Annotated in this window: 25 protein-coding genes; 20 read left to right on the forward strand and 5 right to left on the reverse strand. The window is 60.0% G+C overall.

Annotation, left to right across the window (positions count from 1 at the left end):
- Window positions 1-8 precede the first annotated feature (8 nt).
- The 9 genes from EV281_RS02845 to EV281_RS02885 all read left to right on the forward strand — a co-directional run bounded on the left by EV281_RS02845 (window position 9) and on the right by EV281_RS02885 (window position 6979).
- Window positions 9-1367, forward strand: coding sequence for a pyruvate dehydrogenase complex dihydrolipoamide acetyltransferase (locus tag EV281_RS02845; protein ID WP_132651414.1), 1359 nt, complete (start codon window positions 9-11; stop codon window positions 1365-1367).
- A gap of 21 nt (window positions 1368-1388) precedes the next feature.
- Complete coding sequence (locus tag EV281_RS02850; protein WP_132651415.1) at window positions 1389-2030, forward strand: SGNH/GDSL hydrolase family protein; 642 nt, start codon at window positions 1389-1391, stop codon at window positions 2028-2030.
- A gap of 2 nt (window positions 2031-2032) precedes the next feature.
- On the forward strand, window positions 2033-2611 hold the full coding sequence (locus tag EV281_RS02855) for a GNAT family N-acetyltransferase (RefSeq protein ID WP_132651416.1): 579 nt from the start codon (window positions 2033-2035) through the stop codon (window positions 2609-2611).
- A gap of 16 nt (window positions 2612-2627) precedes the next feature.
- Window positions 2628-4073, forward strand: a complete 1446-nt coding sequence (gene lpdA / locus EV281_RS02860; protein ID WP_132651417.1) for a dihydrolipoyl dehydrogenase — start codon at window positions 2628-2630, stop codon at window positions 4071-4073.
- Window positions 4074-4174: 101 nt separating this feature from the next.
- Window positions 4175-4429 carry a GlsB/YeaQ/YmgE family stress response membrane protein gene (locus EV281_RS02865; RefSeq protein WP_007822459.1) on the forward strand — a complete coding sequence of 85 codons (255 nt, stop codon included), beginning with the start codon at window positions 4175-4177 and terminating at the stop codon, window positions 4427-4429.
- A gap of 13 nt (window positions 4430-4442) precedes the next feature.
- A complete protein-coding gene (locus EV281_RS02870; protein WP_112547158.1) occupies window positions 4443-4691 on the forward strand; it encodes a GlsB/YeaQ/YmgE family stress response membrane protein in 249 nt (82 codons plus the stop codon).
- Between the two features lie 104 nt (window positions 4692-4795).
- Entirely contained in the window at window positions 4796-5767 is a 972-nt protein-coding gene (gene lipA, locus EV281_RS02875) for a lipoyl synthase (RefSeq protein ID WP_132651418.1), read from the forward strand.
- A gap of 162 nt (window positions 5768-5929) precedes the next feature.
- Entirely contained in the window at window positions 5930-6523 is a 594-nt protein-coding gene (locus EV281_RS02880) for an AAA family ATPase (RefSeq protein WP_132651419.1), read from the forward strand.
- 9 nt (window positions 6524-6532) lie between these two features.
- Window positions 6533-6979 carry a type II toxin-antitoxin system RatA family toxin gene (locus tag EV281_RS02885; RefSeq protein ID WP_132651420.1) on the forward strand — a complete coding sequence of 149 codons (447 nt, stop codon included), beginning with the start codon at window positions 6533-6535 and terminating at the stop codon, window positions 6977-6979.
- 3 nt (window positions 6980-6982) lie between these two features.
- On the opposite strand, the gene EV281_RS02890 is transcribed toward EV281_RS02885, so the two are convergent.
- From EV281_RS02890 to EV281_RS02900, 3 genes are all read right to left on the reverse strand, one after another.
- Window positions 6983-7288, reverse strand: coding sequence for a hypothetical protein (locus EV281_RS02890; protein WP_132651421.1), 306 nt, complete (start codon window positions 7286-7288; stop codon window positions 6983-6985).
- Window positions 7289-7366: 78 nt separating this feature from the next.
- A complete protein-coding gene (locus EV281_RS02895; protein ID WP_132651422.1) occupies window positions 7367-7861 on the reverse strand; it encodes a CinA family protein in 495 nt (164 codons plus the stop codon).
- A complete protein-coding gene (locus EV281_RS02900; protein ID WP_132651423.1) occupies window positions 7858-9078 on the reverse strand; it encodes a bifunctional 2-C-methyl-D-erythritol 4-phosphate cytidylyltransferase/2-C-methyl-D-erythritol 2,4-cyclodiphosphate synthase in 1221 nt (406 codons plus the stop codon). Before EV281_RS02900 ends, EV281_RS02895 begins: the two co-directional genes overlap by 4 nt.
- Window positions 9079-9222: 144 nt before the next feature.
- Between EV281_RS02900 and dusB the strand changes: the two genes are divergently transcribed.
- The 8 genes from dusB to hflX all read left to right on the forward strand — a co-directional run bounded on the left by dusB (window position 9223) and on the right by hflX (window position 19338).
- Complete coding sequence (gene dusB / locus EV281_RS02905) at window positions 9223-10239, forward strand: tRNA dihydrouridine synthase DusB (protein ID WP_184327081.1); 1017 nt, start codon at window positions 9223-9225, stop codon at window positions 10237-10239.
- Window positions 10236-11390: a nitrogen regulation protein NR(II) gene (locus EV281_RS02910; RefSeq protein WP_132651425.1), complete on the forward strand. Its 1155-nt coding sequence runs from the start codon at window positions 10236-10238 to the stop codon at window positions 11388-11390. Before dusB ends, EV281_RS02910 begins: the two co-directional genes overlap by 4 nt.
- On the forward strand, window positions 11387-12838 hold the full coding sequence (ntrC, locus tag EV281_RS02915; protein WP_132651426.1) for a nitrogen regulation protein NR(I): 1452 nt from the start codon (window positions 11387-11389) through the stop codon (window positions 12836-12838). Before EV281_RS02910 ends, ntrC begins: the two co-directional genes overlap by 4 nt.
- A gap of 184 nt (window positions 12839-13022) precedes the next feature.
- The gene (locus EV281_RS02920) at window positions 13023-15293 is read left to right on the forward strand and encodes a PAS domain-containing sensor histidine kinase (RefSeq protein WP_132651427.1); all 2271 of its coding nucleotides are present in this window, start codon (window positions 13023-13025) and stop codon (window positions 15291-15293) included.
- Complete coding sequence (locus EV281_RS02925; protein WP_132651428.1) at window positions 15283-16647, forward strand: sigma-54 dependent transcriptional regulator; 1365 nt, start codon at window positions 15283-15285, stop codon at window positions 16645-16647. The genes EV281_RS02920 and EV281_RS02925 overlap by 11 nt, the downstream gene beginning before the upstream one ends.
- Before the next feature lie 70 nt (window positions 16648-16717).
- The gene (locus EV281_RS02930) at window positions 16718-17581 is read left to right on the forward strand and encodes a D-amino-acid transaminase (protein ID WP_132651429.1); all 864 of its coding nucleotides are present in this window, start codon (window positions 16718-16720) and stop codon (window positions 17579-17581) included.
- A 110-nt stretch (window positions 17582-17691) separates the two neighbouring features.
- Complete coding sequence (gene hfq, locus EV281_RS02935; protein WP_003539403.1) at window positions 17692-17934, forward strand: RNA chaperone Hfq; 243 nt, start codon at window positions 17692-17694, stop codon at window positions 17932-17934.
- A gap of 78 nt (window positions 17935-18012) precedes the next feature.
- Window positions 18013-19338 carry a GTPase HflX gene (gene hflX, locus EV281_RS02940; protein WP_132651430.1) on the forward strand — a complete coding sequence of 442 codons (1326 nt, stop codon included), beginning with the start codon at window positions 18013-18015 and terminating at the stop codon, window positions 19336-19338.
- 16 nt (window positions 19339-19354) lie between these two features.
- Here the strand turns inward: hflX and mazG are convergent, their stop codons facing one another.
- Together mazG and EV281_RS02950 are read right to left on the reverse strand one after the other, a co-directional pair.
- Window positions 19355-20200: a nucleoside triphosphate pyrophosphohydrolase gene (mazG, locus tag EV281_RS02945; protein WP_132651431.1), complete on the reverse strand. Its 846-nt coding sequence runs from the start codon at window positions 20198-20200 to the stop codon at window positions 19355-19357.
- A 6-nt stretch (window positions 20201-20206) separates the two neighbouring features.
- Window positions 20207-20794, reverse strand: a complete 588-nt coding sequence (locus tag EV281_RS02950; RefSeq protein WP_132651432.1) for a nucleoside deaminase — start codon at window positions 20792-20794, stop codon at window positions 20207-20209.
- Window positions 20795-21083: 289 nt separating this feature from the next.
- Between EV281_RS02950 and cysG the strand changes: the two genes are divergently transcribed.
- From cysG to EV281_RS02965, 3 genes are read left to right on the forward strand one after another with little or no spacing between them, the layout of a single operon-like run.
- Complete coding sequence (cysG, locus tag EV281_RS02955) at window positions 21084-22520, forward strand: siroheme synthase CysG (RefSeq protein ID WP_132651433.1); 1437 nt, start codon at window positions 21084-21086, stop codon at window positions 22518-22520.
- Between the two features lies 1 nt (window position 22521).
- Entirely contained in the window at window positions 22522-22836 is a 315-nt protein-coding gene (locus EV281_RS02960; protein ID WP_132651434.1) for a DUF2849 domain-containing protein, read from the forward strand.
- A gap of 8 nt (window positions 22837-22844) precedes the next feature.
- Window positions 22845-24515 carry a nitrite/sulfite reductase gene (locus EV281_RS02965; RefSeq protein ID WP_132651435.1) on the forward strand — a complete coding sequence of 557 codons (1671 nt, stop codon included), beginning with the start codon at window positions 22845-22847 and terminating at the stop codon, window positions 24513-24515.
- Window positions 24516-24517: the final 2 nt, after the last annotated feature.

Raw genomic sequence — 24517 nt, forward strand, 5'->3', positions numbered from 1 at the left:
GCCTTTCGATGCCGATCAATATCACGATGCCCGCCCTCTCTCCGACCATGGAAGAAGGCAACCTGGCCAAGTGGCTGGTCAAGGAAGGCGATACGGTCAAATCTGGTGATGTGATCGCCGAGATCGAGACCGACAAGGCGACGATGGAAGTCGAAGCTGTCGACGAAGGCACTGTTGCCAAGCTCGTCGTTCCCGCTGGCACCGAAGGCGTCAAGGTCAATGCCCTGATCGCCGTTCTGGCAGGCGAAGGCGAAGATGTCGCCGCTGCTGCAAGCGGTGCTGGTTCGGCCGCCCCTGCGCCGAAAGCAGAAGCTGCTCCGGTGCAGGCCGAGGCGCCGAAGGCTGAGGCAGCACCTGCGCCGGCGCAATCGGCTCCGACAACTGCTCCGGCACCGGCTGCCGTTTCGTCCAGCGGCGCGCGCACTTTCTCGTCGCCGCTTGCCCGTCGTCTCGCCAAGGAAGCCGGGATCGATCTTTCCGCTGTTGCCGGCACTGGTCCCCATGGACGTGTCGTCAAGAGCGATATCGAAGCCGCCGTTGCCGGCGGAGCCAAGCCCGCCCCGGCCGCCGCTGCTGCGGCTGCCCCGCAGGCCGCTGCACCGGCTCCGGCCGCTGCCGCTCCGAAGGGCGCTTCGGACGAAGCCGTCCTCAAGCTCTTCGAGCAAGGTTCTTACGAACTCGTACCGCATGACGGTATGCGCAAGACGATCGCCCGCCGCCTCGTGGAATCCAAGCAGACCGTTCCGCATTTCTATGTGTCGGTCGATTGCGAGCTCGATGCACTGATGGCTCTGCGTGCCCAGTTGAACGATGCCGCTCCCCGCAAGGACGGTGCTCCGGCCTACAAGCTCTCGGTCAATGACATGGTCATCAAGGCCATGGCCCTGGCGCTACGCGATGTTCCGGACGCCAACGTTTCGTGGACCGAAAGCGCCATGGTCAAGCACAGGCACGCCGATGTCGGTGTGGCTGTCTCGATCCCCGGCGGCTTGATCACGCCGATCGTCCGCAAGGCCGAGGAGAAGACGCTGTCGACCATCTCCAACGAGATGCGCGATCTCGGCAAACGAGCGAAGGACCGCAAGCTGAAACCTGAGGAATATCAGGGCGGTACGACTTCGGTCTCCAACATGGGCATGATGGGCGTGAAGAACTTCGCAGCCGTCATCAACCCGCCGCATGCGACAATCCTCGCAGTCGGCGCAGGCGAACAGCGCGTCATTGTCAAGAATGGCGAAATGGCGATTGCAACGGTCATGACCGTGACGCTCTCGACCGACCATCGCTGCGTCGACGGCGCTCTCGGCGCCGAGCTGCTGCAGGCTTTCAAGGGCTACATCGAAAATCCGATGGGCATGCTGGTCTAAGCAAGACGCGGGAGGGCGGACATGACGAAGACTGTTCTTTGCTATGGTGATTCGCTGACCTGGGGCTATGACGCCGACACGATCGGCCGTCATGCCTACGAGAACCGCTGGCCGAGCGTGCTTCAGGCAACGCTCGGAAGCGAGGCTCGCGTCATCGCGGAAGGCCTGAATGGCCGCACCACTGCTTTCGATGACCATCTTGCCGATTGTGATCGCAACGGCGCACGCATCCTGCCGACTATACTGCAGACGCATGCGCCGCTCGATCTCGTCATCCTGCTGCTCGGCACCAATGACATGAAGCCGGTCGTCGCCGGCTCCGCCTTTGCCGCATGCCAGGGCATCGGTCGTCTGGTGCGTCTGATCCGCAACCATGCCTGGCCCTTCGAATTCGACGGGCCGGAGATCCTGATCGTGGCGCCGCCGGCGATCTGCGAGACGGGCAACGTGCCCTTCGCAGCATCATTTCCCGGCGGCATCGAGGAATCGGCAAAGCTTCCGACGCTTTACCGTGACCTTGCCGACGAACTCGGATGTGGCTTCTTCGACGGCAATTCCGTCGCAAGGACCACGCCGCTCGACGGTATCCACCTCGATGCCGAGAATACGCGTGCGCTCGGTCGCGGTCTCGAGCCAATCGTTCGGATGATGCTGGGTCTCTGACGGTGGTGGCCTTCCTCGCCCTCCGAACAGCTTCCCGAAGGGATGCCTCGGAGCTGGCGATCCTGGCGGACATTGCCTCACATGGCTTTGCCTCGTGGCTCTGGTTTGCCGATGTTGCAAGCGGCATGAGCGATACGCCGCTCGAGCGGGGCCGGCTGAAGATGAGCGACGAGGCGCTGGGCGGCTGGAAGAATGCGGTCATCGGCGAGGCCTATGACGAGATCGCCGGAATGGCGATCGGTTATGAAGTGGATGAAGGCATCCGCGATCTCGAAGCGCGGCATCCGGCCATAGCGCCGATGCTGGCGATGCAGAGATCGGTGATTGGACACTGGTTTATTGGCAGTCTCGCGGTCTATCGCCATATGCGCGGTATCGGCATCGGCAAGAGATTGCTTGGGGACCAGATAGAGAGGGCAAGTGGGCTGCCGGTCAGCCTGATCACCTCCGATAATAATGAAGCGGCTCTGTCGCTTTACGGAAGAAACGGATTTTCGGAAGCGGCGCGCATGGACGCTGTGCCGTTCTTCGATAACAGCAAGAAGCACGCCTGGGTTCTGATGACCCGCGCGGGAGCGTAACAAAGGCAGGGAAGCAATGGCTCAATCCTACGACGTCATCGTCATCGGTTCCGGTCCCGGCGGTTATATCGCCGCCATCCGCGCCGCACAACTCGGCCTCAAGGTCGCCTGCGTCGAGCGCGAACATCTTGCCGGCATCTGCTCCAACTGGGGCTGCATCCCGACCAAGGCATTGCTGCGCTCCGCAGACGTCCTGCATGCCGCACAACACGGCAAGGATTACGGTCTGACGCTTGAAGGCACGATCAGGCCTGATATCAAGGCGATCGTCGCCCGTTCGCGCGGCATCGCACATCGCATGAACAATGGCGTCGGCTTCCTGTTCAAGAAGAACAAGGTCGATGTCATCTGGGGCGAAGCCAAGATCACCAAACCCGGCGAGATCGTCGTTTCCAAGACGACGAAGAAGCCGATGGAGCCGATGGGTCCGGTGCCGAAGAATGCGCTGGGCGAAGGCACCTACACCGCAAAGCACATCATCGTCGCGACCGGTGCCCGTCCGCGTGCCCTGCCGGGCATCGAGCCGGATGGAAAGCTGATCTGGACCTACTTCGAAGCGATGAAGGCTGACGAATTGCCGAAGTCCCTGCTCGTCATGGGCTCGGGCGCAATCGGCATCGAATTCGCAAGCTTCTACCGCACCATGGGCGTCGACGTCACCGTGGTCGAAATCATGAGCCAGGTCATGCCGGTCGAGGATGCGGAAATCTCTGCCTTCGCCAAGAAGCAGTTCGAGCGCCAGGATCTGAAGATTCATCTGGAAGCCAAGGTCGCCAAGGTGGAGAAGGGGGCAAACTCGATCACCGCCACCATCGAGAAGAAGGATGGCACGACCGAGACGATCACTGCCGACCGCATGATCTCGGCCGTTGGCGTACAGGCCAACGTCGAAGGCATCGGCCTTGAAGCTATTGGCGTGAAGACCGATCGCGGTTTCATCGCCGTCGACGGTTATGGCAAGACCAACGTACCCGGAATCTATGCGATCGGCGACGTTGCCGGCCCGCCGCTTCTGGCTCATAAGGCCGAGCATGAAGGCGTCATCTGCGTCGAAAAGATCGCCGGTCTGCCGAATGTTCATCCGATGGACAAGCTGAAGATCCCGGGCTGCACCTATTGCAACCCGCAGGTGGCTTCCGTCGGACTGACGGAGGCCAAGGCCAAGGAGCAAGGCCGCGATATCCGCGTGGGCCGTTTCCCTTTCAGCGCCAACGGCAAGGCTGTCGCGCTCGGCGAGGATCAGGGGCTGGTCAAGACGATCTTCGACAAGAAGACCGGCGAACTGCTCGGCGCCCATATGGTTGGCGCTGAAGTCACCGAACTCATTCAGGGCTTCGTGGTCGCCATGAATCTGGAGACGACCGAAGAAGAACTGATGCACACGATCTTCCCGCATCCGACAATTTCAGAGACGATGAAGGAAAGCGTGCTCGATGCTTACGGCCGCGTGCTGAACGCTTGATAATTTCCTAAGCTGCCCTCTATCCGGGCGGGGCGGAAAGCCGCTGCCCGGGGTGAGAAATCGATCCCTTCCCGGGCTGGAAAAAACGAGAGGAAATCATCATGTCTATGGGCACGCAGTCGCTTCTCATCTTTCTGCTGATCGGCCTGGTCGCGGGCTTTCTCGCAAGCCTGGTCGTCGGCGGGGGTGGGTTGATACGATGCCTCCTGAGCGGCATCATCGGCGCGTTCGTGGGCGGGTTTCTGTTCAATGCGCTGGGGATATCGCTGGGCATTGAAAATGCATTGGTGGTTCAGATCATCCATGCAACAGTCGGCGCCATTGTCGTGGTGCTGATTGCAAGGGCGATAGCGTAGGGCAAGAGATAGGATGGAAGGCGTCGGCTGGATTTCGGCAATCATCATCGGCGGACTTGCAGGCTGGCTTGCGGGCAAGCTGATGGAAGCGCGTTACGGCGTCTTGCTGAACATTGTGCTCGGCATTGTCGGTTCGGTTGTCGCTACCGCTATCCTGGCGCAGTTCCATATCGAGGTCGCCGGCGGAAGGTTCGGCTATTTCGTGACGGGCTTCATCGGCGCCTGCCTGCTTATATTCTTTGCACGGCTCGTTCGAAGATGAAGTGCGAAGATAGCGCGCATCCCTCCGGATCGAAGATTTGAATTAAGGGACGATGCGCAATATGAGAAGCCGGGCCGCATGGGGCGGCGGAAAGTTGAACTGACATGGTCACCATTCTCGACACGATCAATCCCGATGTTAAGCGCGTGCGGCATCCGGAAAAGGCGCATCGCCCCGATACGGAAGTCTTGCGAAAACCGGACTGGATCCGGGTGAAGGCGCCGACATCGAAAGGCTACGCCGAAACCCGCTCGATCGTGAAGGAGCACAAGCTTGTCACCGTCTGCGAAGAAGCAGGCTGCCCGAATATCGGCGAGTGCTGGGACAAGAAACACGCCACCTTCATGATCATGGGCGAGATTTGTACCCGCGCCTGCGCCTTCTGCAATGTCGCCACCGGCAAACCGAATGCGCTCGACATGGCAGAGCCTGAAAATGTTGCCAAGGCCGTCAAGGAAATGGGCCTGTCGCATGTCGTCATCACCTCCGTCGACCGTGACGATCTGGAAGATGGCGGCGCCGAGCATTTCGAGAAGGTGATCTGGGCGATCCGTGCCGCCTCGCCGATGACGACCATCGAAATCCTGACCCCCGACTTTCTGAAGAAGCCTGGCGCGCTGGAACGGGTCGTTGCTGCCAAGCCCGACGTCTTCAACCACAATCTGGAAACGGTCGCCGGCAACTATCTGACGGTTCGCCCCGGTGCTCGCTACTTCCACTCCATCCGCCTGCTGCAGCGCGTGAAGGAACTCGATCCCACTATGTTCACCAAATCGGGCATCATGGTCGGTCTCGGTGAGGAGCGGAACGAAGTCCTGCAACTGATGGACGACCTGCGCACCGCCGATGTCGACTTCCTGACAATCGGCCAGTACCTGCAGCCGACCCGCAAGCATCATGCGGTCATGAGCTTCGTCACGCCGGAAGAGTTCAAGTCCTACGAGACAGTTGCCTACACCAAGGGCTTCCTGATGGTGGCCTCCAGCCCGTTGACCCGCTCCTCGCACCATGCCGGCGACGATTTCGCCCGCCTGAAGGCTGCGCGCGAGAAGAAGCTGCTGATGGCAGCCGAGTAAAAGCTTACCCCCAGTTTTTAACAGGACCGCGGCGATTTTCGCCGCGGTTTTTCTTTGTGCGCTTCACTGTCATCATTAGGTCATGCGAAGCAGCTAGCCAGCACGCCGCTCTTCGCAAATAGATCAGTCCGCGAAGGCGATCCTGTCGAAAGCGAGCCTGCCATGCATCAAGTGACGACGTCGCCTGAACCCATTCGTGCGGTCTCTGTTGCCGAGGCTGCCGATATCATTCCACATGCCGAGCGTATCATGGTCATCGGCTGTTCGGGCGGCGGCAAGTCGACGCTTGCCCAGAAGCTGGCAAGCCATTTCAGCCTGACTTACCTGTCCATTGACCGCGACATCCTGTGGCTGCCGGGCTGGGTCCAACGCAGCAAAGAGGAACAGCGCCAGCGTATCATTGATAGGATTGCCGATGAGCGCTGGATTATGGATGGCACCAATACGTCCACGTTCGATATCCGCCTGCCGCGCACGGATATCGTCATTTGGGTGCGAATGCCGCGCCTGCTTTGCGTTTGGGGCGTGCTGACGCGCTGGCTGAAGCATCTTGGCCGCACGCGTCCGGAGATGGCACTCGGCTGCGTCGAAAAAGTCGACTGGCAGTTTCTGGAGTTCATCTGGACTTTCGAGAAAAAATTTACGCCGCGCATCACTGCCGCGATTGCTGCCCACGGGCCGCAGGTGCCGGTTTTGCAGGTGAAATGCCGCCGCCAGATGCGCGCGCTTCTTGATCTTCTCGGTGTGCCGGCTTAACTGCGCTTCATGCCGCAATTCGAAACGCATCGCTCCGTCCCGCACACGCCCGACCAGATGTTCGACCTAGTGTCCGACGTCGAACGTTATCCGCAGTTTCTGCCATTGTGCGAGGCCCTTGTCGTGAAGAGCCGCAAGGAGCGCGACGGCAAAGAACTACTGATTGCCGACATGACCGTCGGTTACAAGGCGATCCGCGAAACCTTCACGACCCAGGTTCTGCTGAACAGGGCGGAGCGTATCATCGACGTCAAATATATCGACGGCCCGTTCCGCTACCTTGATAACCGCTGGCGGTTCGTCGAGGCAGAGGGTGGCGGCTGTACGGTCGATTTTTTCATCGACTATGAGTTCAAGAGCCGCATTCTCGGTGCGCTTATGGGATCAATGTTCGATAGGGCTTTCCGCATGTTCACGGAAGCCTTCGAAAAGCGGGCGGCGACGATCTACAGTTGATGGTCAGCGATCGAAGAAATGATCGAAGACACGGTTCGCGGGATAAGCGAAGGCGCCACGATCGGTGAAGCCGTGGCGATAGAGGCAGCCTCTGAGCGCGGCGTTGTAGATCAGACCGTTCGTGTCAGGCGAACCGCGCTTGCCCATGGCTTCCGGCTCGCAGCGGCCGAGTGCGTGGTCATACTTGCGCAGCAGAACCGGATCGGAATCCACCCGGACGCCGCCACGGACCTGATAATTGGAGGGGGCTTCTGCTGCCGATACGCAGGCGAGGCTAAGTACAACACCGATGCATGCAAGATATTTCATCTGAATGGTCCCCAAACCGGATCTTGCTTTAGACGGAGCAGAAATCGGAATTTCTGCCTTATATTTCTTTACCCTATCTCACGCGATTCTAATAAGCATTTGAAGTGCCGTCCGGATTGTCGCCAGCCGCACTTCTGTGCGACCGATGTCTCCGTAATGCATCTTGCTGTGTACGAGCTTACCTGAGCGTGATTTCGCTGCAAGATGCACCAGGCCGACAGGTTTATCCGTCGATCCGCCGCCAGGACCGGCAATGCCGGTGACGGCAACCGCAAGATCAGCCCGTGAGCGGAAGAGGGCGCCATGCACCATCTGGCGCGCCGTTTCCTCCGAAACCGCCCCAAATCGGGCAAGCGTTTCTTCCTGCACGCCGAGCATCTGCATCTTAGCGGTATTCGTATAGGTCACGAAGCCGCAGTCGACGACGGCAGACGATCCGGAGATTTCCGTCAGCGCTCCGGCGATCAGCCCTCCAGTGCAGGATTCTGCCGTCGAGACCATCAGACCCGCAGCCGTGAAGTCGCGGATGATGCTCTCCGCCGTCGCAGTGATATCTGCGGGGAATAGGCTCATCGCTTCATGCCTCCATAGACGACGGTTGCGGTCGCGATCGCGGCGATCCCTTCGCGTCGGCCCACGAAACCGATCTTCTCGTTGGTGGTCGCTTTGACGGAGCAGCGTTCGATATCGATGCCGAGGAATTCGGACAGATTGGCGCGCATAGCCTCGCGGTGCGGCCCGACTTTTGGTGCCTCCGCGATCAGCGAAATATCGGCGTTGGTAATCGTGCCGCCGTGCTCACGCACGATCTTTGCCGCATGTTCGATGAAGATGCGAGAAGCCGCACCCTTCCATTGCGGATCGGATGGCGGAAAATGGTCGCCGATATCGCCGGCGCCACAAGTGGCGAGCAGCGCATCCGTCAGCGCATGCAGCGCTACGTCGGCATCCGAATGGCCCTTGAGCTTCTGGTCATGCGGAATGAAGACGCCGCAGAGGGTCACGCCGTCGCCGGGCTCGAGTTGATGCACGTCATAGCCGTTGCCGGTGCGCACATCGGGAATACGGGCGCCCGAGAGCTTGTCGTCTGCCATGGCAATATCGCTCCTGACCGTCAGCTTCACGTTTGTTGCAGCACCCTCGACGATAACAACGGGGATATCGAGCCATTCGGCGATCGAGGCATCATCGGTGAAATCCGTCCGGCCGCTGGCGGCTGCCTTTTCATGAGCTGCGAGAATGGTGCGGAAATCGAAGGATTGCGGCGTCTGGGCCGCGTAGAGCTGACTGCGCGGAATGGTCTTGATCACGGTTCCATCGCTGCCGGCCTGTTTCAGCGTATCGGCCACCGGGACTGCAGGCAGGACTGCGGGTGCGCCCGCCGAAAGCGTATCGGCGATCCGATCAAGAAGCTGGTGATCGAAGAAGGGGCGCACCGCATCATGGATCAGCACATGGCTGATGCCTTTATCCTTGAGATGCCTCAGCCCCGCGAGCACCGATTGCTGGCGCGTGGGACCGCCATGGACGGTGTCGATCGGGATTGCTGAGATGATGTGCCGGGAGGCTCTGGCAAAGAGCGTCTCATCATCCGGGTGGATGACCACAACGATGCGAGTTGCCGGCTCCCATGTCATGAAGTTTTCAAGCGTATGGACGATAACCGGTTTGCCGCCGACCATCCGGTATTGCTTAGGGCCTTCTTCGGGCGATCCGGCGCGTTCGCCGCGGCCCGCCGCAACGACAACAATTCCAGCCGATATCGGTTGCTTACTATGCATTTGCAGCATAAATCCCTGAAATATGCGGAATGGATGTCAGTTGCTCTATCGTCTTGCTCGGCCCTTTTCCAGCATCTGCCCAAAAAATATCAATTCGAGCCCGACCCTCTTGGCAAGTCATGGATCTATGGCTAAAAATAATGCAGTTACATCGTGTGCCTGAAAGATAATCATTTGATATCCAAGGACCTCGCAACGCCTTTTCGAATCGGATCCGTATCCGTGCGCAACCGCGTTGTGCTTGCACCGATGTCCGGCGTGACGGACATGCCGTTCCGCGAACTTGCCTGGCGCCATGGCGCCGGGCTCGTCGTCACCGAAATGGTGGCAAGCCGGGAATTGGTAAACGATACCGCCGAATCCTGGGCGCGCCTGCGCGCCGCTGGTTTCCGTCCGCATATGGTGCAACTCGCCGGCCGCGAGGCTTACTGGATGGCGGAAGCTGCGAAAATCGCCGCCGATAATGGCGCCGACATCATCGATATTAATATGGGCTGCCCGGCCAAGAAGGTCATCGGTGGCTATTCTGGTTCGGCCCTGATGCGCGATCCCGATCATGCACTCGAGTTGATCGAGGCAACCGTCAAGGCGGTCGATATCCCGGTGACACTGAAGATGCGCCTTGGCTGGGACGAGAACACCCTTAACGCTCCGCATATTGCCAAGCGCGCGGAAGAGGCGGGCATTCAGCTCATCACAATCCATGGCCGCACCCGCATGCAATTCTATACGGGCAGGGCGGACTGGGATGCAATCCGTCCCGTGCGCGACGTCATTTCCGTGCCGCTGATCGCCAATGGAGATGTAGAAACGGCTGATGATGCGCAAGAGATCCTGCGCCGTTCAGGCGCCAATGCGGTCATGATTGGCCGCGGTTGTCAGGGCAGGCCGTGGCATGCCGGTGTTCTTGCCGGCGCTCGCAAACCGTTGCGCTCGGAGATCGTCGCAATTGCCATCGAGCATTACCGCATGATGTTGGAATTTTACGGCGAGACCGTTGCCGTCAGGCACGCCCGCAAACATCTCGGCTGGTATCTGGAGCGCTTTGCGCCGGACCTGTCGGGCGAACATAAGGCTGCCATCATGACATCGCGCGATCCTGACGATGTGATTGCCCGCTTCGGCGATGCAATGGCGGCAGGTACAGGGGAACAGCGGGAGGCAGCATGAGCACGGACGGCACATCTTCTTCCGAGGGCGCAGTCAATGCCGTCGCAATGTCGGTGCTGAACGCTATCCAGAACCCTGTTGTCATGGTGGATGAGGGTGGCTTTATCGCCTTTGCCAACTGGGAAGCCGAAGCCTTCTTCGGCGCCAGCGCCGCACACCTTTCCCGCTATCGCATTTCAACCTTCATTCCCTTCGGCAGCCCGCTTCTGGCATTGATCGACCAGGTGCGCGAACGCAAGGCACCGGTCAATGAATATCGCGTGGACCTGAGCTCGCCGCGTCTCGGCCAGGACAAGCTCGTCGATATCTATGTCGCCCCCGTCATTACCGAACCAGGCTCGGTCGTTGTGGTCTTCCAGGAACGGTCGATGGCCGACAAGATCGACCGGCAGCTCACGCATCGGGCGGCTGCTCGTTCAGTGACGGGCCTGGCCTCCATGCTGGCACATGAGATCAAGAACCCGCTCTCCGGCATCCGCGGCGCTGCGCAGCTTCTCGAACAATCCGTAGTTGACGATGACCGCGCCCTGACCCGGCTGATCTGCGACGAAACGGACCGCATCGTCTCGCTGGTCGATCGCATGGAAGTCTTTTCCGACGAGCGCCCGGTCGATCGCGTGCCTGTCAATATCCATTCCGTGCTCGACCATGTGAAGGCCGTTGCCAAGGCAGGCTTCGCCCGCAATATCCGTATGACGGAGAATTACGACCCGTCGCTGCCGGCTGTTTATGCCAATCGCGATCAGCTCGTACAGGTTTTCCTCAATCTGGTGAAGAACGCAGCCGAAGCCGTCGGCGACCGGCCGGACGGCGAGATCATCCTGACGACGGCCTATCGTCCGGGCATCCGGCTGTCCGTTGCCGGTACGCGCGAGAAGATCTCGCTGCCGCTGGAATTCTGCGTCATCGACAATGGTCCCGGCGTGCCGATGGACCTTCTGCCGCATCTTTTCGACCCCTTCATCACCACAAAGACGAATGGCAGCGGCCTCGGCCTTGCCCTCGTTGCCAAGATCATCGGCGATCATGGCGGCATCATCGAATGCGACAGCCAGAACAACCGCACGATTTTTCGCGTCCTCATGCCGGCCTCCAAGGATGCCTCGCTTGATGATGCTGGTATTGCAAGCTCGACAGGACCCAATAGATGACAGCCACGATCCTCGTTGCAGATGACGATGCGGCCATCCGCACGGTGCTCAATCAGGCCTTGAGCCGCGCCGGTTATGATGTGCGCATTACCTCCAATGCCGCTACGCTGTGGCGTTGGGTTTCGGCCGGCGAGGGCGATCTCGTCGTGACCGACGTTGTCATGCCCGATGAGAATGCTTTCGATCTTCTGCCCCGCATCAAGAAGGCGCGGCCGGAACTGCCGGTTCTCGTCATGAGCGCGCAGAACACCTTCATGACGGCGATCAAGGCTTCTGAAAAAGGTGCCTATGACTATCTGCCGAAGCCTTTCGACCTGACGGAGCTGATCGGCATCATCGGCCGGGCGCTCGCCGAGCCGAAGAAGAAGCCTGCAAAGCTCGACGAGGACATGCAGGATGGCATGCCGCTCGTCGGCCGCTCGGCCGCCATGCAGGAAATCTACCGCGTTCTCGCCCGCCTGATGCAGACCGATCTGACATTGATGATCACTGGCGAGTCCGGCACCGGCAAGGAGCTTGTCGCCCGCGCGCTGCACGACTACGGCAAGCGCCGCAACGGGCCGTTCGTCGCCATCAACATGGCCGCCATCCCGCGTGACCTTATCGAATCCGAACTCTTCGGCCACGAGAAGGGCGCCTTCACTGGTGCGCAGACCCGCTCGACCGGCCGTTTCGAACAGGCTGAAGGCGGCACGCTCTTCCTCGATGAAATCGGCGACATGCCGATGGACGCCCAGACGCGCCTTCTGCGCGTGCTGCAGCAGGGCGAATATACGACTGTCGGCGGGCGCACCCCCATCCGCACCGATGTGCGCATCGTTGCGGCGACCAACAAGGATCTGAAGCAGGCGATCAATCAAGGTCTCTTCCGCGAAGACCTCTACTATCGCCTCAATGTCGTGCCGCTGCGTCTGCCGCCGCTGCGCGACCGCGCCGAGGACATCCCGGATCTCGTTCGCCATTTCGTCCAGCAGGCAGAGAAGGAGGGTCTTGGCTCCAAGCGCTTCGATCAGGAAGCGCTGGAGCTGATGAAGGCCTATGCTTGGCCGGGCAACGTGCGTGAGCTCGAAAACCTCATCCGCCGCCTGATGGCGCTTTATCCACAGGATGTCATCACCCGCGAAATCATCGATGCCGAGCTGCGCTCCGACGTTCCCGACAGCCCGATCGACAAGGGCCCGATCCGCAGCGGAACGATGACGATTGCCCAGGCGGTCGAAGAAAATATGCGCACCTATTTCGCAAGTTTCGGCGAAAATCTACCGCCGCCTGGCCTGTACGATCGAGTGCTGACGGAAATGGAATATCCGTTAATACTTGCGGCGTTGACGGCCACCCGCGGCAATCAGATCAAGGCTGCCGATTTGCTCGGTCTGAACCGCAATACGCTGCGCAAAAAGATCCGAGAACTCGGTGTTTCCGTCTACAGAAGCTCGCGCACTGCCTGACCTTCGACCTTGACATTGTGGCAGACCGCGTTGCATTTTCGCCACAATGCGTTGCTTAAAGGTCACGCATAAGGTTTGGACATTCGCCCACGATCGAGTCGTTTGGACGCCGGTTTTCGTAAGCCGATGCCGTTCGATTTCCCGTTGGGCGCGGCGGCAGAAATGCCGTTCGAAGAGAGGCTGAATGGACGAAGAAGGGCTATCGCCAGAATCGGCGAACGAGGCGGTGACAACGGTGACCGACCGTCGTGCCCTGTTTGCCGTACCTGGCCTGGTGCTTGCCGGCGGCGCATTGGTCTGCGCGACCGTCACGCTCTTCGTGTTGCTCGGCGTCACACCGATCGCGCCGACGTCGCATGTCGTCATCGGCTCCGTCGTCATCAATTCCTTTTTCGTGCTCGGGCTGATCGCGCTGATCGGTCGCGAGGTCGCGCGGCTTTTCAAGGCCCGCACACGTGGCCGCGCCGCAGCACGCCTTCACATTCGTATCGTCGTGCTTTTCTCGATCGTCGCAATTACGCCGGCGATCCTGGTGGCGATCTTTGCCAGTATCACGCTGAATGCCGGTCTCGATCGCTGGTTTGCGCTGAGAACCCAGGCGATCGTCAGCTCGTCCCGCAATATCGGCCAGGCCTACATGCTGGAAAATGCCAGCTATCTGCAGGGCCAGACGGTTTCGATGGCAAATGATCTGGAGCGCAACCGCGCGCTCTACAGCCTCGACAAGACCGGCTTTGCCGACTTGATGACGCGCCAGGCAAGGGGCCGTGGTCTGCTCGGCGCCTTCCTTGTCGAGCGCGACGGCTCGGTCAATGTTCAGGCCGACATCACGACGGAAAAGCCGCTGCCCGCCATTCCGCAGGATGCGCTGGAAAAGGCCGCGGCCGGTCAGCCGACGCTGATTCCGCCCGGCGTGACCAACCTTGTCGGCGCCATTATCCGGCTCGAAGCGATCCCCGGAACGTTCCTCTATACGGTGCGTGCAGTCGACCCCAAGGTCATGAACGCCATGCGTATGATGGAGGAGAACGCCACAGAATACCGTTCGATGGAGGCCGGTCGCGTCTCGCTGCAGATCGCCTTTGCGGTTCTCTATATCGGTTTTGCGCTGATCGTGCTGCTGGCGGCGATCTGGACCGCGATTGCCGTCGCCGACCGTATCGTGCGGCCGATTCGCCTGCTGATTACCGCTGCCGACAGCGTTGCATCGGGCAATATGGATATCGTTGTGCCCGTCCATGCCGTCGACGGTGACGTTGCCAGCTTGTCGCGCACCTTCAACAAGATGATCTCGGAAATTCGTACGCAGCGCGACGAGATCCTCGAGGCCAAGGACGAAGTGGATGACCGCCGCCGCTTCATCGAGGCCGTGCTGTCGGGCGTGACGGCTGCCGTCATCGGCGTCGAGCAGGATCGGCGCATTACCATCGTCAACAGTTCGGCCGAGACGCTGATGGCGCTGAAGGCCGACGAAATGCTCGGCAAGCAGCTGTCGGAAATCGCCCCCGAAGTGGATCAGGTGCTGACGGAAGCTGCCTCACGCTATCGCGGTGATTTCCGCAAGCAGATAGCGCTGGTGCGTGGCGGCACCGTTCGCACGCTGAGCGTCCAGGTGACCCGCGAGGAAGTGCGCGATCTCAGCGAATCCTATGTGATTACGCTCGACGACATTACCGATCTCGTCATTGCCCAGCGCTCCACCGCCTGGGGCGATGTTGCGCGCCGCATCGCCCACGAGATCAAGAATCCGCTGACGCCGATCCAGCTTTCGGCCGAACGCATCCGCCGTCGTTACGGCAAGCAGATCGACCAGAACGATCGCGCCGTCTTCGACCAGTGCACTGACACCATCATCCGACAGGTTGGCGATATCGGCCGCATGGTCGATGAATTCTCGGCCTTTGCGCGCATGCCGAAGCCGACGAAGGAGCCGAGCGACCTGCGCGCCATTCTTCATGATGCAATCTTCCTGCGCGAGATGGGCAATAACCATATCACCTTCCTGCAGGAACTTGGCGAAGAGCGGCTGGAAGGTTTGTTCGACAGCCGCATGCTGGGGCAAGCATTTGGCAATCTGATCAAGAATTCTGTGGAGGCGATCGAAGCCGTGCCGAGTGAGGAGCGCGAAGAGCGCAAGATCCTCGTCCGCACGTCCAAGGATGAAGCGCGCGACCGCTTCACGGTCGATATCATCGACAACGGCCGCGGCCTGCCGGTCGAGAATCGCCATAGCATTCTGGAGCCGTACATGACGATGCGCGAGAAGGGCACCGGCCTCGGCCTCGCCATCGTCAAGAAGATCATCGAGGAACATGGCGGGCAGCTCGAACTGCATGATGCGCCCGCAGATTTTGACCAGGGAAGAGGGGCCATGATCCGCGTGCATCTGCCGCGCCGGGATGTGACTTCCTCTACCCCGTCAGCTAGTGACAAGGAAAGCGTTTATGGCCTCTGATATTCTCGTCGTCGACGATGAACATGACATTCGCGAGATCGTCGCCGGTATCCTGTCGGATGAGGGCCACGAAACCCGCATGGCGCATGACAGCGACAGCGCGTTAGCGGCAATTTCTGACCGCGTGCCGCGTCTCGTCTTCCTCGATATTTGGATGCAGGGCAGCAAGCTCGACGGGCTCTCGCTGCTGGACGAGATCAAGACGCGCCATCCCGACCTTCCGGTTGTCATGATTTCCGGTCACGGCAATATCGAGACGGCTGTCTCCGCCATAAAGCGCGGCGCTTTTGACTTCATCGAAAAACCGTTCAAGGCCGACCGTCTGATCCTGATCGCCGAAAGGGCGCTGGAGAATTCCAAGCTGAAGCGTGAAAATACCGAGCTGAAGCGCCGGACCGGTGATGCTCTGGAACTGATCGGCACGTCGGTTGCCGTTTCGCAGCTGCGCCAGACGATCGAAAAGGTTGCCCCCACCAACAGCCGCATCATGATCTTCGGCGCATCCGGCTCCGGCAAGGAGCTGGTGGCGCGCATGATCCACAAGAAGTCGGCTCGTGCCAACGGTCCCTTCGTGGCGCTGAATGCCGCCAACATTACACCTGACCGTATGGAAGTGGCGCTTTTTGGCACGGAAGGCGGGCCAGGACAGGCGCGCAAGATCGGTGCCCTCGAAGAGGCCCATCGTGGTATCCTTTATCTCGATGAAGTCGGCGAGATGCCGCGGGAGACGCAGAACAAGATCCTGCGCGTGCTGGTCGATCAGCAGTTCGAGCGTGTGGGCGGTTCCAAGCGCGTAAAGGTCGATGTGCGCATCATCTCTTCAACCGCCTATAATCTGGAAAGCCGCATCGCCGAGGGCTGGTTCCGCGAAGATCTCTATCATCGTCTTGCGGTCGTGCCGGTGCGCGTGCCCCAGCTTGCCGAGCGCCGCGAAGATATCCCTTTCCTCGTCGATCAGCTTATGCGCCAGATTTCGGAACAGGCAGGCATCCGGCCGCGCCGCATCGGCGATGACGCCATGGCGGTGCTGCAGGCCCATGATTGGCCGGGCAATATCCGCCAGCTTCGCAACAATATCGAGCGGCTGATGATTCTTGCCCGCACCGACGGCCCGGATGCGCCGATCACGGCAGATATGTTGCCGACCGATCTCGGCGACATGCTGCCGAAGGTTTCAGCCAAGAACGATTACCACATCATGACGCTGCCGCTGCGCGAGGCTCGCGAGATGTTCGAGAAGGATTACCTGATCGCCCAGATCAACCGCTTTGGCGGCAACATCTCCCGCACGGCCGAATTCGTCGGCATGGAGCGCTCGGCGCTGCACCGCAAGCTGAAGTCGCTCGGCGTCTGACTTTCTCCGGCGCGGTCGGCCGCGCAGGCTCCTCCTTTTGCCCCAAGCAGGTTTTCCAAACAGGGTTTCAATGCCAAGAATTGCCTATGTGAATGGACGTTACTTGCCGCATTCAGACGCCATGGTGCATGTCGAGGATCGCGGCTATCAGTTTGCCGATGGCGTTTATGAGGTATGCGAGGTCCGCCACGGCCAGATTGTTGATCTCACCCGGCATCTGAACCGCCTCGATCGTTCCCTGGGTGAATTGCGCATCGCCTGGCCGATGAGCCGTGCGGCTCTGACGCAGGTGATTCGCGAGACGCTGCGCCGCAACCATGTCCGCAACGGTCTCTTCTATTTGCAGGTGACGCGCGGCGTTGCCCGCCGCGACCATGTCTTTCCGGCCGAAGGCACGCCGCCTTCGGTCGTCGTGACCGCCAAAAGCACCGATCCCTCAGTCATCGCCAGGAAGAACGCCACCGGCATCAAGGCAATCACCGTTCCCGACAATCGCTGGGACCGTGTCGACATCAAGTCCGTCGGCCTGCTGTCGAACGCCCTTGCGCGCCAGCAGGCGAAGGAAGCCGGCGCTCAGGAAGCGATCTATATCGATGTCGATGGCATGGTGAAGGAGGGGGCGGCGACCAATGTCTGGATCGTCGATGCTGATGGTACACTGGTAACGCGGCCTGCCGAACATGGCATCCTGCGCGGCATCACGCGGACCACTCTCATCGATGTTGCGGCCAAACTGGGGGTGAAAATCGTCGAGCGGAAGTTCTCCGTTTCGGAGATGATGGCCGCCCGAGAGGTCTTCATCACCGCGGCCACAAGCATTTGTTTTCCAGTGGTTTCCATTGACGGACAGGCCATTGCCAACGGTCATCCGGGAAGCTTGTCACAGAATATTCGGGAAGCCTTTTTCGACGTTGCGGAAAAGATTGCGATTTGATACCAAGATTTGCTGGGCTGGAGGAATGAGGGTGCCACCTGCCTTGCTGGAGAGGTTGATTGATATTCTACCGGCTTGATCAGGTCGGCAATAAAGAAAGAAGCGGCGCGATGGCGGAACGTTCTCAGAATCTGCAGGACTTATTTCTCAATACTGTACGCAAGCAAAAGATTTCCCTGACAATCTTTCTGATTAACGGTGTAAAGCTGACGGGTGTTGTCACCTCCTTTGACAATTTCTGTGTTTTGCTTCGCCGTGACGGCCATTCGCAGCTGGTGTATAAGCATGCGATCTCGACTATCATGCCAGGCCAGCCGATGCAGATGTTCGAGAGTGAAGAAGCTGCGTCCTAAGTAAGGTCAGCCGTCATTTCGACACGCGATACAAAAAACGATTCCATCATCCCTGAAGCCGCCAAGCACAGGGATGACATGCGCGCGACAGTCGTCGTGCCGGTGCTAAAGTCACGCTCGCGCGGTGGACAGACCGAGTCGGCATCGACCCGTACACCTGAAAGCCGTCTCGACGAAGCGACAGGTCTTGCGCAGGCGATCGACCTCGACGTCGTCAATGCATCCATCGTGCCGGTCAACGATCCGCGTCCTGCAACGCTTCTCGGTACAGGCAAGATCGAGGAGATTAAGCACCTGCTCGATGAGCGCGATTCCGGTCTGGTCATTGTCGATCATCCGCTGACGCCGGTGCAGCAGCGCAATCTGGAAAAGGAGTGGAACGCCAAGGTTATTGACCGGACGGGCCTGATCCTCGAGATCTTCGGCCGCCGCGCCTCCACGAAAGAAGGAACGCTGCAGGTCGATCTTGCGCATCTGAACTACCAGAAGGGTCGGCTGGTCCGAAGCTGGACCCACCTTGAGCGCCAGCGTGGCGGCGGTGGCTTCATGGGTGGCCCGGGCGAAACCCAGATCGAAGCCGACCGGCGCCTGCTGCAGGATCGTATCATCAAGCTGGAGCGCGAGCTTGAGCAGGTGGTCCGTACCCGGCAACTTCACCGCGCCAAGCGCAGGAAGGTGCCGCATCCGATCGTGGCGCTCGTCGGCTATACGAACGCCGGCAAGTCGACGCTCTTTAATCGCATCACCGGGGCAGGGGTTCTTGCGGAGGACATGCTCTTTGCGACGCTCGACCCGACGCTGCGCCGCATGAAGCTGCCTCATGGCCGCACCGTCATCCTGTCCGATACCGTCGGCTTCATTTCCGATCTGCCGACCCATCTGGTCGCCGCCTTCCGAGCGACGCTCGAAGAGGTGTTGGAAGCCGATCTTATCCTGCATGTGCGCGACATGTCCGATGTGGACAATCAGGCTCAGAGCGCCGACGTGTTGCGCATCTTGAACGACCTCGGCATCGATGAAGCCGAAGGCCAGCGTCGTATTCTCGAAGTCTGGAACAAGATCGACCGGCTGGAGCCGGAAAGCCATGACGCCATCGTGCAGAAGGCTTCGGGCACACAGAATGTCATCGCCGTTTCCGCCATCAGCGGCGAGGGCGTGGACAGGCTGATGGACGAGATCAGCCGTCGTCTCTCCGGCGTTATGACGGAAACGACGATTACGCTGCCCGTCGATAAGCTGGCGCTGCTGCCATGGCTCTACGACCACGCTGTTGTCGACGGCCGTGAGGACAACGAGGACGGCTCGGTGACCCTGGACCTGCGTTTGTCGGAAACCGAGGCTGCCGAACTTGAGCGTCGCATCGGCAACGGTCCGAAGCCCGCAAAGGAAGATTGGGAGCGATAAGCCCGTTTGGGCGGAGTTATTCCGCCCCGGCTACGACGGCGCGCTCGATCGCTTTTGCTGCCTGCCAGATCTCTTCCATCCGCTCCAGGCTTGCTGCCTCGAGACTCTCGCCTTCCGCGTCAAGAACCGTCTCGATAAGGTTGAATCGGCGCCTGAATTTCGTATTCGTGCCACGCAACGCCTGTTCCGGATCGGCCTTGACATGCCGCCCGATATTGACCACAGCGAAGATCAGGTCGCCGAGTTCATCGCTGACCTTTGACTTATCGCCTTCGCGCAGCGCAACCCGCAGCTCACCGACCTCTTCCTCGATCTTGTCGAGGATAGGTTCGGGCGCCGACCAGTCGAAGCCAACCTTGGCTGCCCGTTCCTGAAGCTTGAGTGCTTCGGTCAGGGCCGGAAAACTACGCTGCACCGAGCCGAGGAAACCGGCCTTGAAATCTTCACTGATGCCGCGGCGTGCCCGGCGCTCCGAGCGCTCGCGTTTTTCAGCCTGCTTGATCTCGTCCCACTGCTTTTTGACGGCATCGGGCGTGTCCGCATCCGAACGCGCAAAGACATGCGGATGCCGGCGGATCATCTTGCGGGTGATCGCCTCCACGACATCCCCGAAGGAGAACTCGCCGGCCTCTTCGGCCATGCGCGCGTGAAAGACGACCTGCAGCAGCAGATCGCCCAGCTCATCGCAAAGATCGTCCATATCTTTGCGTTCGATCGCGTCAGCAACCTCATAGGCTTCTTCGATCGTGTAGGGTTTGATGCTCTCGAAGTCCTGCTCGATGTCCCACGGACAGCCGGTCACAGGATTGCGAAGTGCCGCCATGATCTCGATCAGGCGCGAAATGTCGTTCGAAGGTTCCATGGTCTCTCAGTTCAGCGGAATGTCGTTGGCGCTCTTGGTGGCCTGATAGGTGTTGGAAAGGGCGGCATAGCGCGACTTGATCCGCGCCGTCTGCTCCTTGAGTTCGGCTTTGAGCCGTTCATCCTCGGTCTCGACCAGATCGGCGATTGCAAAGCTCTTCCAGAAGGCGTTCTGCCGCCGGTAGCCGCCGGGTTCGAGCCCGAAGACTTCCTTCAGGATTTTTAGATCGTGCGGGATCGCGAAGCTGTCACGCGAATCCTCGTGACTGAAGAAATAGTAGAAATTATCGAAGCCGGCCCAGGTAATCGCCGACATGCACATGGTGCAGGGTTCGTGCGTCGAAAGAAAGATCAGGTCCTTCGTCGCCGGCTTGTCGTTAAGCTCGTAGAAGCGCTTCAGCGTATGCACTTCTCCATGCCAGAGCGGATTTTCGAGTTCGTTATTGGTTTCGGCAACGATGAGCGCCAGATCGGACTTGCGCAGGATTGCGGCGCCGAACACCTTGTTGCCGGAGGCGACGCCGAGTTCTGTCATTGGCAGGATATTGTCTTCCATAACCTGCAGGAGGCGGTTGGCGATTGTCTTTTCCGGCATGAAAATCTCCTGTTTTGTCCATCCTATCGCCGTCTGGAATGAAGCGGAATGCATAAGTCCGGCACTCGGAAATTTGCCACAGGCTTTATCCCCTTCGCGGTCGAGGTTCCTCTCGGGAAACCGGCGCGGCGGCCTCAAGATATGTGCTTTTTGCGTCGCACGGGTCAGTTTTCTCAAATCATTGATCAACCGGGTAAAAGAATACGCCGCTGGCCGGCCTTTGGAATTCTGTTTCTTCATTCGCTTGCCTGGAGAATGCATATTCGGCCATCTTCGAAGTGGATTGAGAATGCCCTCCAGGACTGAACAGCTTTCGGTGTTTCCCGCCTTCTTTCGCGTGGAAGGTCAGATCGCGGCCGTTTTCGGCAATGGCGATGAAGCTTTCGCCAAGGTTCGCCTGCTGTTGAACACGAAGGCGCGTATCGTCGTGCATGCCGATAGCCCGGAAGCCGATTACCACGCGTTTCTGATAGCTAACCGCATCGAGACCGTCCGCGAAGTGTTCGCGCCCGAACAGGTCGAAGGCGCGGCACTGGTATTCGCCGCGACTGGTGAGGCTGAGCAGGACCGCCGAATTGTCGAAGCTGCGCGCGCCGCGCGGATTCCGGTCAACGCCGTCGACCAGCCCGATTATTGCGATTTCTATACACCGGCTCTCGTCAATCGGGCGCCTGTTGCTGTTGCGATCGGTACGGAAGGTGCGGGTCCCGTGCTCGCCCAGATGATCCGCGCCCAGATAGATCAGCTTCTGTCGCCGTCCCTGGGGCGCCTCGCAACGCTTGCGACCAGCTATCGCAAGACGGTCGAGCATCTCGTTCCGCGCGGTGTTTCCCGCCGCATCTTCTGGCGTCGTTTCTTTTCCGGCCCGGTCGCTGATGCCGTTGCCAACGGCAATCTCCCGCAGGCCCGCCGATCTGCTAATGGCCTGCTGCGCTCACTGGATCGCGTCGAAGGCCATGTCTGGCTCGTCGGTGCCGGCCCCGGTGCCGAGGATCTTTTGACCTTGCGCGCCCAGCGCGTGATGATGGAAGCCGATGTCATTGTCTATGATGCGCTGGTGCCGCAGGCGATCGTCGATATGGGCCGCCGCGACGCCGAGCGTCTTTCGGTCGGCAAGCGCAAGGGCTGCCATTCGAAGTCCCAGGAAGAGATCAACGATCTCCTGGTCGATCTCGGCCGCCAGGGCAAGCGCGTCGTGCGCCTGAAGAGCGGTGATCCGCTTGTTTATGGCCGGGCAGGGGAAGAAATGGCCGCTTTGCGCGCCGCCGGCATCTGCTATGAGATCGTGCCTGGTATTACCTCTGCCTTTGCGGCTGCCGCCGATTTCGAGCTGCCGCTGACGCTGCGCGGTGTTGCCTCCTCGCTGGTCTTCACGACTGGTCACGATCTGACCGGCGACGTTCTGCCGGATTGGGCAAGCCTTGCTGTGTCCGGTGCCACGATAGCTGTCTATATGGGCCGAACAGTCGCGGCCTCCGTCGCCGAGCGGCTGATGCAGGCGGGCATTCCCGCCGAAACCACGGTTGCCGTCATCGAGAATGCCAGCCGCGCCGATCGTCGGCTGCTGCACGGTACTCTCCGCGATCTTCCCGACCTGCAACATCGCGACGAGTTGACCGGACCGGTCATGGTCATTATCGGCGATGCAGTCGCAGGCGCCAATTTCGAACTGTCCGAACCGCTGGTGCGAGAACGCGTCCGGTTCGATGAACTTGCAAGGAGCTGACATGGTAGACAAGGTTCTGACCGCCAACCGCCTGACGGACGGTGTTGCCGTCTGGCTGAATGCCAACGGCGAGTGGGTACTCTCGTTGCAGGAGGCGCTCGTCGCTCGCCATGCCGAAGCCGTTGCGGCCTTGGAGGAGATCGGCAAGAAATCCTACGCCGACAACAAGGTCGTCGACGTTGCAGTCGTCGACGTCCAGGAAACCAACGGTCAGCTCTGGCCGCTGCGCCTGCGCGAGCGCATCCGCGCCCAGGGGCCGACCATGGAATATGCGCCGGGCTACAAGCCGGCTGATCCAGAATTCATTGCAGTCTGAGGAAGACGATGTACCGTTACGACGAATTTGACCACGCCTTTGTCGCCGAGCGCGTCGAGCAGTTTCGCGACCAGGTCCAGCGCCGCCTTTCCGGCGAACTGACTGAGGATGCATTCAAGCCGCTGCGGCTGATGAACGGTGTCTACCTGCAACTCCATGCTTATATGCTGCGCATCGCTATTCCCTACGGCACGCTGAGCTCGCGCCAAGTGCGCATGCTCGCCCATATTGCCCGCACGTATGACCGGGGTTATGGCCACTTCACCACGCGTCAGAACTTGCAATTCAACTGGCCGAAGCTGTCCGAAATACCCGATGCGCTTGCCGACCTCGCGACCGTTGAGATGCATGCCCTTCAGACCTCGGGCAACTGCATCAGAAATGTGACAGCCGATCACTTCGCCGGCGCCGCTGCCGATGAAGTTGCCGATCCGCGTCCTTACGCCGAAATTCTGCGCCAATGGTCGTCCGTTCACCCGGAATTCTCTTTCCTGCCGCGCAAGTTCAAGATTGCCGTGACCGGCGCAGAGCGCGACCGCGCCGCTATCCAGGTTCACGATATCGGCCTGCATCTGAAGAAGAACGACAAGGGCGAAATCGGCTTTGCCGTCTATGTCGGCGGTGGTCAGGGCCGCACGCCGATGATTGCCAAGCTGATCCGGGATTTTCTGCCCGAGGAGGACCTGCTCTCGTATACGACCGCCATCGTGCGCGTGTACAATCTGCATGGCCGCCGCGACAACAAGTACAAGGCGCGCATTAAGATCCTCGTTCATGAGACCGGTGCCGAAGAGCTCGCCCGCCAGGTCGAGGCCGAGTTCGCACAGCTGAAGGATTCCGAGCTGAAGCTGCCCGAAGAGGACGTGCAGGCGATTGCCGCCTACTTCGCGCCGCCGGCACTGCCGGAGCGTGCCGAGGGCTGGGAAAATCTGGCGCGTTGGAAGAAGGCAGACCCGGCATTCGCTCGCTGGGTCCAGCAGAATGTCCAGCCGCACAAGAACCCCGATTACGGCATGGTGACGATTTCGCTGAAACCGATCGGCGGTATTCCGGGTGATGCGTCCGATGCGCAGATGGACGCCGTTGCCGATATCGCCGAGGAATATGCTTTTGACGAGATTCGCGTCAGCCATGAGCAGAATCTCATCCTGCCGCACGTCGCGCTCGCCGATCTCGAAGCCGTCTATCGCGGCCTCGTTGCTATTGGTCTTGCCGAGGCCAATGCCGGTCTCATCACCGATATCATTGCCTGTCCGGGTCTGGACTATTGCGCGCTCGCCAATGCGCGCTCCATTCCCGTCGCGCAGGAAATCTCCCGCCGCTTTGGCGATCCGGCCCGCCAGGCCGAGATCGGCGAACTGAAGATCAAGATCTCCGGCTGCATCAATGCCTGCGGCCACCACCATGTCGGCCATATTGGGCTTCTGGGTGTTGAGAAAAAGGGTGCCGAACTCTACCAGATAACGCTCGGCGGTTCTGGTGACGAACATACGTCGATCGGTGAAATCATCGGTCGAGGCTTCGAGCCGGACAAGGTGACAGATGCGATCGAGACGATCGTCGATACCTATCTCGGCCTGCGCCTCGATCCGTCAGAAAGCTTCCTCGCCGCCTATCGCCGCGTCGGGCCGCAGCCTTTCAAGGATGCGCTCTATGGCTCGGCAGCGGAAGCGGCATAAGG

This window comes from Rhizobium sp. BK418 (assembly GCF_004341105.1).
Taxonomy (GTDB): Bacteria; Pseudomonadota; Alphaproteobacteria; order Rhizobiales; family Rhizobiaceae; genus Rhizobium.